Origin of the sequence: Kitasatospora sp. NPDC101447, from assembly GCF_044767225.1 — a bacterium.
GTDB lineage: Bacteria > Actinomycetota > Actinomycetes > Streptomycetales > Streptomycetaceae > Kitasatospora.
In genome coordinates this window covers 44091-57682 of record NZ_JBIWNL010000050.1, presented here as the reverse complement: position 1 = coordinate 57682, position 13592 = coordinate 44091, and the positions used below count along the sequence as shown (strand labels likewise).

13 protein-coding genes are annotated in these 13592 nt (G+C 73.6%); 9 read left to right on the top strand and 4 right to left on the bottom strand.

Features of this window, described 5'->3' with window-relative positions; genetic code table 11:
* Nucleotides 1-397 precede the first annotated feature (397 nt).
* The 3 genes from ACIRST_RS38805 to ACIRST_RS38795 all read left to right on the top strand — a co-directional run bounded on the left by ACIRST_RS38805 (nucleotide 398) and on the right by ACIRST_RS38795 (nucleotide 3463).
* Nucleotides 398-1561 carry a glycosyltransferase family 4 protein gene (locus tag ACIRST_RS38805; protein WP_402808803.1) on the top strand — a complete coding sequence of 388 codons (1164 nt, stop codon included), beginning with the start codon at nucleotides 398-400 and terminating at the stop codon, nucleotides 1559-1561.
* A gap of 225 nt (nucleotides 1562-1786) precedes the next feature.
* Nucleotides 1787-2458 carry a thiol:disulfide interchange protein DsbA/DsbL gene (locus ACIRST_RS38800; RefSeq protein ID WP_350526192.1) on the top strand — a complete coding sequence of 224 codons (672 nt, stop codon included), beginning with the start codon at nucleotides 1787-1789 and terminating at the stop codon, nucleotides 2456-2458.
* A gap of 129 nt (nucleotides 2459-2587) precedes the next feature.
* The gene (locus tag ACIRST_RS38795; RefSeq protein ID WP_350526193.1) at nucleotides 2588-3463 is read left to right on the top strand and encodes an alpha/beta hydrolase; all 876 of its coding nucleotides are present in this window, start codon (nucleotides 2588-2590) and stop codon (nucleotides 3461-3463) included.
* 104 nt (nucleotides 3464-3567) lie between these two features.
* Here ACIRST_RS38795 and ACIRST_RS38790 read toward each other — a convergent pair whose 3' ends face one another.
* A complete protein-coding gene (locus tag ACIRST_RS38790; protein ID WP_402808800.1) occupies nucleotides 3568-4314 on the bottom strand; it encodes an SAM-dependent methyltransferase in 747 nt (248 codons plus the stop codon).
* A gap of 87 nt (nucleotides 4315-4401) precedes the next feature.
* Nucleotides 4402-5541 carry a glycosyltransferase gene (locus ACIRST_RS38785; RefSeq protein ID WP_402808809.1) on the bottom strand — a complete coding sequence of 380 codons (1140 nt, stop codon included), beginning with the start codon at nucleotides 5539-5541 and terminating at the stop codon, nucleotides 4402-4404.
* Nucleotides 5542-5607: 66 nt separating this feature from the next.
* Between ACIRST_RS38785 and ACIRST_RS38780 the strand changes: the two genes are divergently transcribed.
* Nucleotides 5608-6378, top strand: coding sequence for a glutamate racemase (locus tag ACIRST_RS38780; protein WP_402808797.1), 771 nt, complete (start codon nucleotides 5608-5610; stop codon nucleotides 6376-6378).
* A gap of 1243 nt (nucleotides 6379-7621) precedes the next feature.
* On the opposite strand, the gene ACIRST_RS38775 is transcribed toward ACIRST_RS38780, so the two are convergent.
* The gene (locus tag ACIRST_RS38775; protein WP_350526196.1) at nucleotides 7622-8659 is read right to left on the bottom strand and encodes a polysaccharide deacetylase family protein; all 1038 of its coding nucleotides are present in this window, start codon (nucleotides 8657-8659) and stop codon (nucleotides 7622-7624) included.
* A gap of 535 nt (nucleotides 8660-9194) precedes the next feature.
* On the opposite strand from ACIRST_RS38775, the gene ACIRST_RS38770 reads away from it, so the two are divergent.
* Together ACIRST_RS38770 and ACIRST_RS38765 are read left to right on the top strand one after the other, a co-directional pair.
* The gene (locus ACIRST_RS38770; protein ID WP_350526197.1) at nucleotides 9195-9419 is read left to right on the top strand and encodes a hypothetical protein; all 225 of its coding nucleotides are present in this window, start codon (nucleotides 9195-9197) and stop codon (nucleotides 9417-9419) included.
* A 569-nt stretch (nucleotides 9420-9988) separates the two neighbouring features.
* Complete coding sequence (locus ACIRST_RS38765; RefSeq protein ID WP_350526198.1) at nucleotides 9989-10477, top strand: NUDIX domain-containing protein; 489 nt, start codon at nucleotides 9989-9991, stop codon at nucleotides 10475-10477.
* A 22-nt stretch (nucleotides 10478-10499) separates the two neighbouring features.
* Here the strand turns inward: ACIRST_RS38765 and ACIRST_RS38760 are convergent, their stop codons facing one another.
* Nucleotides 10500-10946, bottom strand: a complete 447-nt coding sequence (locus ACIRST_RS38760) for a PTS fructose transporter subunit IIA (RefSeq protein WP_350526199.1) — start codon at nucleotides 10944-10946, stop codon at nucleotides 10500-10502.
* 443 nt (nucleotides 10947-11389) lie between these two features.
* Here ACIRST_RS38760 and ACIRST_RS38755 point away from each other — a divergent pair, with 443 nt between their 5' ends.
* From ACIRST_RS38755 to ACIRST_RS38745, 3 genes are all read left to right on the top strand, one after another.
* The gene (locus ACIRST_RS38755; RefSeq protein ID WP_396553097.1) at nucleotides 11390-11653 is read left to right on the top strand and encodes a DUF397 domain-containing protein; all 264 of its coding nucleotides are present in this window, start codon (nucleotides 11390-11392) and stop codon (nucleotides 11651-11653) included.
* Between the two features lie 738 nt (nucleotides 11654-12391).
* Complete coding sequence (locus ACIRST_RS38750) at nucleotides 12392-12886, top strand: hypothetical protein (RefSeq protein ID WP_350526276.1); 495 nt, start codon at nucleotides 12392-12394, stop codon at nucleotides 12884-12886.
* Between the two features lie 116 nt (nucleotides 12887-13002).
* Nucleotides 13003-13086, top strand: a complete 84-nt coding sequence (locus ACIRST_RS38745) for a putative leader peptide (protein WP_350526312.1) — start codon at nucleotides 13003-13005, stop codon at nucleotides 13084-13086.
* Nucleotides 13087-13592 lie beyond the last annotated feature (506 nt).

The window sequence follows — 13592 nt, the reverse complement described above, 5'->3', positions numbered from 1 at the left end:
AGGTCGAACCGCGCGGCCCCATCGAGACCGAAGCAGCCCGCCGCCTCGCCGACGACCTCAAGAACCAGTAATCATCCGATTACCCAACACTTTCTAAGGCGGTGGCCCGGCGGTGGCTCGGCGCGGTGGCCCGCCGCCCGCTCGTCGGTGAAGGGCCGGGCGGTGCGAGGGCGCTCCGCCCGGCGACGGTCGAGGGTCCGCGAGCCCGGGGATCGGGACGGCGCGACGGTGGCGAACCGGAGCGCGGCCGGGGGCGAGACGGGGCGCACGGCGGTCGCAACCGGCGCACGACGGCGGCTCTCTGGCGCACATCCGGTGTACACGTGCGGGCGGATGGGCCACCATCAGGTTGCGCGAAGGGGCTGTCCCGGGCGGACCGCTGTGCCAAGGTCAGTCCATGCCCGACCATATGTCGGCCGATCCGGCCGGAACCCGTCCGCGTGTCCTGCACCTGATCAGTGATTCACGCCGCGGCGGCGCCCAGAACTTCGCCCGTGACCTCCACCGGGAACTGGGCCGCCGGGGCCAGTCCTCCGCGCTGTGCGCCCTCGCCCCGCATCCGGTGGTCCACCCGGGTGCTTCGGAGGCCGACCCGGGGGACTGCCCTGGCGCTTCCGGCCTGCGCACGGCCGCCGTCCTCGGCCCCGGCCGGCTGCGTCCGAGCACCCTGCGGGCGCTGCGTTCCGCCTCGCGCGCCGCCGACGTCGTCCTCGCCCACGGCTCCGACACCCTGGCCGCCTGTGCGCTCGCCCTGGCCGGCACCCGCACCCCGTTCGTGTACGTCTCGGTCGGCCACCCCCGCTACTGGACCGCGAACCGGATGCGCCGGGTGCGCGGCGGCGCGCTGATGCACCGCGCCGCCGCCGTCACCACGCTCACCGACGAGGCGCGGGTCGTCCTGGAGGAGCAGTTCGCGCTGCCCGAGGGCAAGGTGCACGTGATTCCCAACTCCCGTGCCGCCGAGAGCTATCCGCCCGCCGACAGCCGGGACGACCGGCGCGCCGCCCGGCACGAGCTGGGCCTGCCGGCCGATGTCCTGCTGGTCGCCTGGATCGGCGCGATAGCGCCCGAGAAGCGGCTCGACCTCGCCCTCGACGTGCTCGACCGCCTCCCCGACGTCCGGCTCGCCGTCGCCGGGGACGGCCCGCTGCTGGAGACGCTGGCCCGCCACCCGGCCGCCGCCCGCGCCCACTTCCTCGGGCCCCTGCCCGATCCGGCCCCGCTCTACCGCGCCGCCGACGCGCTGCTGCTCACCAGCGACAGCGAGGGGGTTCCCGGAGCGCTGATCGAGGCGGCACTGGCCGGTGTGCCCGCCGTCGCCACCGACGTCGGCTGGGTGCGCGAGGTCGTCCGGGACGGCGCCACCGGCGCGCTCGTGGCCCCCGGCGACCCGCTCGCCCTCGCCGAGGCGCTGGGCAAGGTGCTGGCCGTCAACCGGGCGGGCCTCGGCGCGGCGGCCCGGGCGCACGCGCTGGAGCACTTCGAAGTGGGCGCGGTGGTGGACGCCTGGCAGCGGCTGGTGGCCGAGGTGTGGACGGCGGGCGCGGCTCCGGCGGACTGACGCGGGACCGGTCGGTCGGGCCAGGGCGGATCGACCGGCTCGGGATCGACGGACCAGGGACCGGCCGACTCGGGACCGCCGGACCAGGAACCGACCGGCTCCGGACGGGTCGCCCTGGGGGACGGGCCGACGCCCCGGGCCCCGGCTGCGCCGTTCGGGCGAATCCCGGGACGCCGCCGCGCACGGACTCGCCGGTAACGAAACGCGGCCAGCACACTGCCCGGTGTGAACTCGAAGTCGCTGCTGCGGTCCACCGTCCTGTTCGTCGCCGCCGCCGGGATCGTCGCATCCCCCGTCCAGGCCGGCGCTGCGAGCCACCAACTCCCCTCCGAGGGTGCCCGGTTCGCGAGGTCCGACACCCCGCAGCCGGTGCGCGAGAGCGCCCGGACCGAGGCGGTGGAGTTCTTCTGGTACGACTGCGGCCACTCCCAGTCGCTCGAACAGCCCCTGCAGGCCTGGGCGGAGAAGCACCGCGAGGACGTCTCGCTGAGTCGCGTCCCGGCGATCTGGCCGGGCAGCCCGGAGGAGAACGTGCAGCGCGGCCACGCGCGGCTGTACTACACGCTGGAGCGCCTCGGCCTGGTGGAACGCCTGCAGACCAGCGCGTTCCGCGCCATTCATAGCGAGCACGTCGACCTCAGCACCGAGGCCGCCTCCACCGACTGGGCCGCCCGCCACGGCGTCGACGCCCAACTCTTCCGCCGGACGTACCGGTCCACCGAGGTGGGGCAGTCGGTCGACGACGCTGCCGCCGCGTTCGTCCGCTACGGCATCAACGAGCTCCCGACGGTCATCGTCCAGGGCGAGTACCGGACTTCGCCGAGCAGGGCCGGCGGTGTCTCGGCGATGCCCGGGGTGCTCGACGAGTTGGTGCAGCAGGAGCAGATGAAGAAGTGAGACTGCGGCGTCACTGACGATGGATCAGGTGGAGTGCCTGGCCGAGGCTCGACGGCCCGTGGCAACTCCACCACCCCCGACGCCTCCAAAGCCCTTGTCTAACCATTCAGATGCTGTTTAATGGTTAGCATGAGCGAGCTGACGATCCCGCAGGTCCATCACCGCCACGTCGACGTCGACGGGCTGCGCATCTTCTACCGCGAGACCGGCCCGGCCGACGCCCCCGTCCTCCTGCTGCTGCACGGCTTCCCGTCCGCCTCCCACCAGTACGCCAGGCTGCTCGACGCGCTCGGCACCCGCTACCGCCTGATAGCCCCCGACTATCCGGGCTTCGGCCACAGCGACAGCCCCGCGCCGGACGCCTTCACGTACCGGTTCGACACCCTCGCCGACGTGATCGAAGGCTTCTGCCTCACCCTCGGTCTGGACCGCTTCGCGCTGTACGTCTTCGACTTCGGAGCCCCCGTCGGCCTGCGCCTGGCCACCCGCCACCCGGAGTGGATCACCGGCCTGGTGGTCCAGAACGGCAACGCCTACGAGGAGGGACTCTCCGACCAGGCAAGGGAGTTCATAGCCAACCGGCGTGGCGTCCCGGGCGCCGGGGAGGCCGCGCGGTCGATCCTCACGCTGGAGATCACCCGCAGCCAGTACGAGGGCGGCACCGGGGACCCGAGCCTGGTCGCCCCCGACGGCTGGACCCTCGACCAGCACTTCCTCGACCTGCCCGGCCGCAAGGACATCCAGGTCGAGCTGGCCCTCGACTACTTCTCCAACGTCGAGCTCTACCCCGCCTGGCAGGCCTGGCTGCGCGCCGACCAGCCGCCGACGCTCGTCCTCTGGGGGCGCAACGACCCCTTCTTCACCGAGGCCGGCGCCCGCGCCTACCTGCGCGACCTGCCCGGGGCGGAACTGCACGTGTTCGACACCGGGCACTTCGCGCTGGAGGAGAAGCTGCCCGAGATCGCCCCGCTGATCGACGACTTCCTCGCCCGCACGCAGAAGTAGCCGGTCGTCCGGGGACCTTCAGAAGTAGCCGGTTGCCCGGGGACCTTCAGAAGTAGCCGGCCGTCCCGGGAACTTCGGCGCGCTCCCGGGCGGCTGGGTGGGCGTCAGTCGCGGCGCAGCAGGTAGGTGACGAAGCCGAGCGTCCCCCGGTAGCCGTGCAGCCACTCGGTGCGGTGCCGGTCCGCCGCCTCCCGGGCGGCCGCCGCGTCCGGGTGGTCCGGGTGGTCCAGCGCCCACTCGGCCAGCGCGCCCGTCCACGCGAACTCGTAGTCCTCCCACTCCCGTTCCGTGCTGACGTGCCCGAACACCGGGGTCCAGCCGTCCGCGAGGACCCGGTCGGTGGTCGTCGCCAGGTCCGCGAACTCGTCCCGAGTCGCACCCAGCCCGTCCAGGGCGGCCCGGGACGGCTCGCGCTGCCAGAACCCGTCGCCGACCAGCAACCGGCCACCCGGCGCCAGGAGTTCGCGGGCCGCCGCGAGCGTGGGCAGAAGTCCGCCGAACGCGTGGGTCGAACCGACGCACAGCACCAGGTCGAAGGGCTCCTTCGCGGTGAACTCCCGTGCGTCCAGGTGGTGCAGGCCGATCCGGCGCACCACGCCGAGGGTGGTCGCGGTCTCCCGGGTGCGGGTCAGGGCCCCGGGGTCGAGGTCCACCCCCACGGCCCGCCAGCCCGGGCGCGCGGCCAGCGCCCGGATCAGCCAGGCGCCCTCGCCGCAGCCGAGGTCCAGGGCCCGGCCGTCCTCACGGCCCGCCGTCGCGCGGTCCAGCAGACGGGCCACCGACTCGTCCGCCAGCGGGGCCGCGATCGGGTGGTGGGCATGGGCGAGGCGGGAGATCTGCTGACGGTCCATCCGAGCAGTATGGATCCGATCGGCGTGCCGCGCCGGGGAAATCCCCGCCCGCGGGGGAGGCCGACTGCTCGCGGCCGGGTACCGGGGTCACGCCCGCGAGTAGGTCCGGCCCTTCCAGGCCGCGCCCCGGCCGCGCCAGTGCTGCACCGCCGAATCGACCGTCATCAGCAGGTACAGGCCCGCCGTGAAGGGCAGCAGCAGCACGGCCGGGGCGGGCTGCCCGTAGTACCGGACCATCGGCAGGTACGTGCCCGCCATCAGCGCCCACGCAGCCCCGCCCGACGCCGCCACCGCCGGGTCTCCGGCCACCAGGCCGGCCACCGTCGCCAGCGGCGGCACCAGGTACACCAGCCCCAGCCCCAGCACCGTCCCGAGCAACAGCAGCGGCGAGTGCCTCAGCTGGGCGTACGCGCTGCGCGACACCATCCGCCACAGCTGCTCCAGGCGCGGGTACGGTCGGACGCTGTCCACCTGCTCGGCGAGCCCCAGCCAGATCCGGCCGCCGGTGGACTTCACGGCCCGGGCCAGCGACACGTCGTCGATCACCGCGCCCCGGATCGCCGCCACCCCGCCGGCCCGCTCCAGGGCCTCGCGCCGCACCAGCGAGCAGCCGCCCGCCGCGGCCGCGGTCCGGGAGCCCGGCCGGTTGCTCCGGCGGAACGGGTACAGCTGGGCGAAGAAGTACACGAAGGCCGGCACGATCAGGCGCTCCCAACGGGTCTCCACCCGCAGCCGGGCCATCTGCGACACCAGGTCCAGGTCGTTGGTCCCCGCTGCCGCCACCAGCTCGGCGAGCGAGTCCGGGCCGTGCGCGATGTCCGCATCCGTCAGCAGCAGGTACTCGACGTCCGGGCCGGCCAGCTCCACGCCGTGCCGCAGCGCCCACAGCTTGCCCGTCCAGCCGGGCGGCAGCGGGGGCGGGGTGGTGACGGTCAGGTCCAGCCCGTCGATCGTCCGCAACGACGCGGCCAGCGGGCCGGTGCCGTCCGAGCTGTGGTCGTCCACCAGGATCACCCGCGCCTGCCCCGGGTACTTCTGCGCCAGCAGCGTCGGCAGGCTCGCCGGGAGCACCCCCGCCTCGTCCCGGGCCGGCACCACGATCGCCGCCTGCGGCCATCGGACCGGCGGACGGCGCGGCGGCAGCCGCACGTCGGTGCGCCAGAACGAGCCGTGGCAGCACGCCAGCCAGACCCAGACCAGCAGGGAGAACGCGGCGATCCACAGCAGGACGGTCACCCCGGCAGTCTGCCGCAGAACGGGGTCGGGTGGGTGGATCGACTAAAGTCTTGACCCGTGAAGATCGCACTGATGGACTCCGGAATCGGCCTGCTGGCCGCCGCCGCCACCCTGCGGAAGCTGCGCCCGGACGCGGACCTGGTGCTGTCCTCCGACCCGGCCTCGATGCCCTGGGGGCCGCGGACGCCCGAAGAGGTCACCGAGCTGGCCCTCGGCTGCTGCCGGGCCGCCGCCGCGCTCGAACCCGATGCGCTGGTGATCGCCTGCAACACGGCCACCGTCCACGCGCTCGCCGCCCTCCGCGCCGAGCTGGAGCCCGGACTGCCGGTGATCGGCACCGTCCCCGCCATCAAGCCCGCCGCCGCGCTGGGCGGCCGGGTCGCGATCTGGGCCACCCCGGCCACCACCGGGAGCGACTACCAGCGCGGGCTGATCCGCGACTTCGGCGGGACGGCGGACATCACGGAGGTCGCCTGCCCGGGCCTCGCGGACGCCGTCGAGCACGGCGACGACGACGCCATCACGGCCGCCATCGCCGACGCCGCCGCCCGTACGCCGGCCGGCACCGACGTCCTCGTCCTGGGGTGCACCCACTACGAGCTCGTCGAGGACCGCATCCGCGCCGCCGTCAGCCCGACCGCCTCCCCGGCGCTCACGCTGCTCGGTTCCGCCGACGCCGTCGCCGCCCAGGCCCTCCGGCGCGTCGGCGACCCCACGCGCACGGGGACGGGCACCCTCACCGTGCTCCACGCCGGCGTCCCCGCGGTGCTCCCGCCGGCCGCCGCCCTCTACCCGCAGGGCAACGTGCTGGCCACGCTCATCGGCTGATCCCCGCACCACCGGCCACACCCTCACGGACCTCCCCGCACACCGGGGAGGTCCGCGTCGTCTCCGCCGCCGCACCGGCCCCGATCGCCGCTCGGGACGAGGAACACCCCGTGCGCCCACCATGCCGAATCCGGCACTCCGGATTTCCCGCGGGCGAGCTTCGCATCCGATTTTCCTCGCCCGGGGGCGAAATCCGGTGGGGATATTCGGAGGGGTGATCCATATGACGTCCGGCATGAACTGACGGCGTCCGCATGGATATGCGGCCCCCACCGCGGCCGGCCCCGAAGATCGCGTACAGGAAGTCGACCCGGCCGACCTTCGGTGCGAGCCCGCATTCCATGATCAGGCCGCTGGCCTGGGCTTCAGTGCGTTGCACCGGAAGTCGGCCGATCCGACTTCCTGCACCTGAGGGGTGCCGGCCCAGAGTGGATCTACTCGCGTAGATAGTTGAGGGCATTACTGTCGTGAACATGAAAGAAATCGGCGCGGCCTCCCGCGGGTGAATCGGCATCGAGGGTTCGTGTGGCGCGTGGGGCTGCGGCTTGGCGCGCGGGAAGTCGGCGGGTCCGACTTTCCGTGCTCGGTGGGGCGGTGTGCGGGTCGCTGCCTCGATCTACTCGCGTAGATGGGTGCCTGTGCGGCGTCCGTGGCTGCGGGCCCCGCGCAGGAAGTCGGCCGGGTCGACTTCCTGCGCGGGGGTGGCCGTCGGATGGCCGATGGCTGCGGGCGGGGATGTCGCGTTGCGCGAGCGGGTCGGTCCGCGCTGCCGGCTGTGTCGCCCGGGGTCGGAATCTACTCGCGTAGATGGTGCGGCTGAGATGTATGTGACGCATGGGAAGTCGGCTCTGTCGACTTCTCGCGCGCGGTGGTGCCTTGATGGCGTGACAGTGTGCGGATATCAGGCGATTGGACTTCTCTGTCCGGTGATGTCCGGGATCTATCCGTGATCGTCCTTCCGTCCGGGCGGAAGGGGTGGTGCGCACAGGAAGTCGATCGCGTCGACTTCCTGTGGAGAGCTACTCGCGTAGATTTCTCATGAGGGCCAATGTTGTGCCTTGGTGGCATTTCGGGTGACTTCCGGGCAATCGGGCAATCGCCCCGTTCCCGCGGCCTGCGCGGGAAGTCGGTCCGGTCGACTTCCCGCGCGCCGACCTCCCGCGCACCGACGTCCTACGGGCCGACTCCTCGCAGGCCGACCCCGCAGGCCGACCCCGCGGGCCGACTCCCCGGGGGTCGGAGGTCAGGCGACGGCCTGGCGGCGCCAGCGGCGGTAGGCGGGTTCGAGGCCGGAGAGGATGGTGTCGAAGCGGCGGGTGGTGGTGGAGGAGTCGACCTGGAGGCGGCTGATCTGGAGGGGGTGGGAGGGGAGGCGGGGGCCCAGGCGGTGGTCGGAGAGGAAGCCGAGGCGGTAGCCGAGTTCCTGCAGAACGGTTTCGGCACGGGGGTCGTGGCCGCCGTCCGGGTACGCGAAGGCCGTCGGCGGCTCGCCGAGCCAGCGGGTGAGGGCCTCGTGCGCGCCGGTGATCTCGGCGCGGACGGTGTCGTCGTCGCAGCGCCCGAGGCACGGGTGCCCCTGGGTGTGGTTGCCGATCGCGACGCCCCCGTCCCGCAGGGCGAGGAGGTCGGCGGGGGTGAGCTGTTCCTGGCCGGGCGGCCGGCGGTCGGCGCTGACCCGCAGCTCGTGCAGGCTGCGCCGGCGGTCCGGGTCGGGCATGGCCTTCAGTCGGCGGAGCAGCTGGGAGGGGTGGCCGCGGTCGAGGGACCGGGCGCGGCCGCCGTGTCGGGCGAGGAAGTCGGCCTCGTGCCACCAGAACGGCCGCTCGGTGCCGATGAGCTCCGAGATGACGAAGGCGGTGGCCGGGATGCCACGGGCGTCGAGGGCGGGCAGGGCGTGGGTGAGGACGCTCCGGTCGGCGTCGTCGAAGGTGACCAGGACGCTCCGGGGCGGCAGCGGCCGCCGCTCGGTCACGGCCTGGAGGACCGCGGCGAGCGAGACGGGCGTGGCGAGCCGTTGGAGCCGGTCGAGCTGGGCGCCGAACGACCGGTGGTCGGTGACCCCGTGGTACGCCAGCACGGCGAGGCGTTGGGCGGCCCGGGCCCGGAACAGCGGCTGGACGGGGGCGAACCGCAGCCATTCGCCCCGCGTGTCCTGCTGTTCCGCCTCGACGGTCGGACGGCTACGGCCCCCGCCGTGCCCTCCGGCCTCGTGCCGGTCCGCCGCGTACCCGACGGGCGGCGGAAGTGCGCGCACGCCAAGCGCGGGCCTGGCGCGGGCCATGGAGATCGATGTTGTGGACTGGGACTGCGGCACGGTTCCCCCTCGTTCGCCGAGCGGCGTGGCGGTACCGCCGGAGGACGGAGCCCGGCCTCCGACTCCAGGGGTCGGCGGCTCCGCCCCTGGATTTTCCTGTTCTCGGTGGGGGGTTCTCGCCCACCCCTCGAACGGCTCCTGGATCACTCAATGCCATTGAGACCGTTGCACCACGGGGATGGTTGTACCGGGGGGACGAGGATTTTTCGTGGACTGATTGTGGAGTAGGAATGCGCATCCGCGGTTCCCGGACATCTCCGACGGAAGCCTTCGGACGAGCCCCGGATCGCCCCCCGGGTCAACCCCCGGATCGGCTGCCGGATCGGCCCCCGCTGCGCCCCGCGACCACCCCCGTGACACCCCGAACCGGCTCGGGTGCCCCGGTTGCGCAGCGTGTCGGGCGCTGCACTCCCTGCGGGCTGCCTCCCGCGTCGGGCGGGGGTACCTTGGGCTCATGGCAGATGCGGACCGTGACCCCTTCCACTTGCACGGAGCCTCACGGATGGCCCGCGCGTGCAGTGGCGGAGCCCTGGTCACCCACCAGCTCCCGTTGGCCGTGGTGGGCCTGGCCTGCCTGGCAGCGGGCATCGTCGTCGCAGTGATCGTTCCGGACAGTGGCGGCCCGGCCTGGGCGATGGCGGTGGCCGGATGTCTGGCGGCCGGTGTTCTGCTGCTCGGCCGGATCGCCTTCGGCCGTCTCCGCGATCGGCGGCGCACAGCGGTCTAGCGGAGCCCGGTCCGAGCCGGGGGCCGGGACCGGACCGGACGAGACCGGGCCGGATCGGCCGCGGGTCACCGGGCCCGGCCGCACCACATCACCCTCACCCGCCCGCCGTGTGTCGACGGTGTTCGGAATTCAGAAACAGCAGATCGAGCGGAATTGGTCAGGCCGACCGGATACCGTCCGGCCGGACAGAATTCATCCCCCTTCTTTCACCATTCTCGGACGACGTCCTCATCGCGTCCTTACTGTGAATACTTTCTTCCGGCCGAAACGCCGTGGAGGGGAGCGATGAGCGGCCGACCGGATAACGTTGCGCCCGTCTCGTGAAACGCGGTGGCGATCTCGCCGTCGTCGCCCTGGCCGCGATCGCCTGACGCTGCCGCCGGCCCCGCCGGCCCCCGTCCTGCTGCGCCGCACCGGCCGTGGTCCGGTGCTCCGGCGGCCGACCCGGGCCGGGCAGCACGCCCGGGGCACGGCAGGCCACACCCAGGCACGGCAGGAGCCCATCGGGCCACGTCAGGCCGGTCGGCCGCCCCGCGCCGTCGGCGGACCACCCGACTAGGCTGCGGCCCATGGCCATTCCTCCCTTCCTCGCCGACCTCCGCGCCCTCGTGGGCAACCGCCCGCTCTGGCTGAGCGCCGTCGTCGCCGTCGTGCTGGACGACCGTGACCGGGTGCTGCTCGCCCGCCGCGCCGACGACGGCCGCTGGGCGCCGGTCGGCGGGATCCTCGACCCCGGTGAGCAGCCCGCCGACGGCGTGGTGCGCGAGTGCGAGGAGGAGACCGGTGTGGTGGCCGTGCCCGAGCTGCTCGCCTCGGTCACGGTCTCGCCGCAGGTGACGTACCCGAACGGCGACGTGACGCAGTACCTGGTGCTGACCTTCCGCTGCCGCGCGATCGGCGGCGAGGCGCGGGTGAACGACGACGAGTCGCTGGAGGTCGGCTGGTTCGCGCTGGACGAGCTGCCGCCGATGGTGGAGTCCGAGCACGAGCGGCTGCGCCACGCGCTGGAGTGCGAGGGCCCGGCCGTCTTCACCTGGGACGGCAAGGAGCGCCCCTGACCCGCACCGGCTCCGGCCGCGGTCAGCCCTTGTACTGCCGGTAGGCCTCCTCGGCCGCGTCCAGCACCGCCGCCAGGTCGCCGCCCGCCGTGGCGGTCGCTGCCGCGGCCACCGCGCCCTCGACGAACGGGGCGTTGGCGAACCGGACCGGGAACGGCAGGCCGTGCTCGTCGGCCTCGGAGAGCAGGGCGCGGACGGTGGTGACGGCGCCGCCCAGGTCGGCGAGCACCACCACGCCGTGGCCCTGGTCCACCCGGCGGGTCGCGGCAGCCACCAGGACGGCACTGATGCCGGGCCCGTCCGACGGGTCGCCGCCGGTCGCCGAGATCGGGGCGGGGGAGTCGGATCCGGTCAACGCGAGCGCGAGGTTGCGTACGGCGGTGGCCAGTTCCTGGCTGTGCGAGACCAGGGCGATCCCGACCCGCCCGTGTGCGGGGGGCCGGCCGGGGGTCGGCCGGGGCAAGGGCATGGGCGAGGGGGGCGTGCGGGGTGCCGGGGGGTGTGCCGAGGGTGCGTCGGAGATGGGGATGACGTCGGCGCGGGTGCCGTCCCGGCGGCTCATCGGCTGCTCCCTTGGGCGGGTCGTGGGGTTGGGGCGGGCCGGGACCGTCCGCAGGCGCGCTCCGGTCCCCGTGCGGGGCCCCGGAAGGTCCCGTACGGGCCACGGAGGTCCCCGTACGGCCCGGGGGTGCCCTCCCGCGCCCTTGCGGGCCCGGGCGGCGCCCTGGCAGCACTCTGGCAGCTGCCCGGCGCCCCCGCCGGTCGGGACACGCCTCGACCCCCCGCGGGGCGGCTCCACCGCCCCTCCGGCGGTGCCCGACCGGGGCCGGGGGAGTCCTCGTCAACCCGCTGACCGGGGCCGGGCGGTGTGGCTAGGCTGGCCCCGGAACGCCGTCGGGAGGAGATCGGTCAGTGGCAGTCAACAGCGGTACGGACACGGAGACCGTGGGCGCGCAGCCGGAGCTCGCGCCGAGCGGGAAGCCCAAGGTGGACTTCACCGGTGCGGAGTGGCTGTGCAGCAGCCAGGGGGTCGGAGACGTCCAGATCGCGTTCGTGGACGGGTACATCGGGATGCGAGACGGCCGCCAGGAGGACGGGCCGGTGCTGGTCTTCACGCCGGCGGAGTGGCGGGCCTTCGTGCTCGGCGCCCGGGACGGCGAGTTCGACCTCACCTGAGCCGCTCGTTCGAGCGCCTCGCCACTGCGGAGCGGGTCCCCGGATGACGACCGGGGACCCGCTCCGCAGGCGGTTTTCCGGTCGGAACATCACAACTGATGATCTATTGAGCGTGCCCCGTCAGAATTTCTGTTGACTGTTAGACAAACGCAGCTCAGAGTATGAGCACAGGCAGACGCCGTGCCCACCGCCCCCACGCGGCCAGACACGGCGCCTGCTGTGCGGCCCGGCAGCGCTGCCAGGCCATCCTCCCAGTCATCCCCTGCGCACCGGGGTGCGTCGGCCGGTCCCGGCCCACGAGGGGCCGGCAGTCGCCGGGAGGCTGGCGCCGAATCCGAGAGCGACTCGGAGGCCGGCACCGATGCTCGGGACCCGCACGCCCCCACGCGGCGGCGTCCCGAGCAGATCCACGGGAGCGACGGGCCGGGGCCCCGCGGATCTGGCTTGTGATGCATGGAACTGTTGGCTTGTGTGTTCGTGCTGTGTGCGATGACGAAGCTGGGTGCTCGGCAGTTCGGCACGACGAGTGCACAGTGAGGGATACGCGTGTAGGGCCGCGTTGCGACATGCCGTCCCCCCGGAGGGTGAAACCCAGAACGGCTGTCGTGCTGAACCGAACGTAGCCCGGACGGTTGCTCAGAGTCAACATTGGTCTCTGAGCGTCGATCTCCCGCTCGTCCCCCGTCGGTGTCCCACCCACCTCGCGAGCGCGGTGTGCCGGACACGTACGATGTTCCCATGTCTTTTCTCCGCCGTCGCTCCGGACAGCCCGCCGGCCCGGACTTCGACGTGCTCGCGATGGACCCGGGCGACTGGCCCGGCGACTTCGGTGCGGCCATGATGACCGGCCCGGACGGCTCCTGCCAGGGGATTTTCCTGCGCTACGACCTGTTCGGCGGCAGAGGCCCGGCGATGTTCATCGGCAACCTCCCCGAGGGCTCGCCCGCCCGGGAGACCGGCGACAACGTGCCCTTCGAGGTGCGGCAGCTGCTCGCGGCGCTGGAGAACGACGAGCCGGTCGACTTCGTCTCGGCCGAGGACTTCCCGGTCATGCTCGGCGACGACCTGCTGATCGTGAAGAAGGTCAAGGTCAGCGAGGAGCGCGTGTTCTGCGCCCAGTTCGGCCGCAGCGACGGCGTCCTGGTCACCATCGCGTCCTGGGACCGACCGATTTCGGACGACCTGTATCAGCTGCTGAAGCCGCTCCCGGCGGACATGTTCCAGCAGGGCTGATTCCCGGGGGCCCCGCCGAGGGGCCCGGGCACCGATTTCCGGCCGGTCGGCCGACGCCCGCCCGGTGCCGGTTCGCCGCTTGACGGTATCGATCAACGGTTCGTACAGTCGCGAACATGCCGTGCCGTCTCCCGCTGCTGACCCGTCGCAGGCATCTGGACCTGCGGCGCACCGCCAGCGCGGCGTGTCCGGGTCGCTGAGGGGGATCCGTCCCCCGGCGGCGGGTGTCGGCCGGGTCCGGTCGGCGCCGGAACCCGGGGGCGGGCCGTGAACCGACCTCCGGGGCCGCCAGTCGGTACCGCGCGCCCGTACGGGCGTGCCGCCCGCCCGTCGAGCCCACGCTGCCGCCCGGAGGCACCGCATCATGACGACCCGCGCCGCCGACCGTCCGCCCGTCGACCGTGCGCCAGAGGGGCAGCCCCCCGGTGACGGCCCCCTCGACGGGGGTTGCCCTGCCGACGGTTCCCCCGCCGACCGTCCGGAGGCACCCCGTCCGTCGGCCGCCCGTTCCCGGGCCGCCTTGCCGTCGTCGACTTCAGGACAGGCCGAATCCGGCCAACCGGCCTCCCCGCCGGCCTCCCGACCGGCCGGCCGTTCCCGCTCGGGCGGCCGCCCGGGTTCCCGATCGGCCTCCGGGCCGGCCTCCCCGTCGACCGAGCCGTCGACCGAGCCGTCGACCGAGCCGTCGCCGTCCGACCGCGCGGCG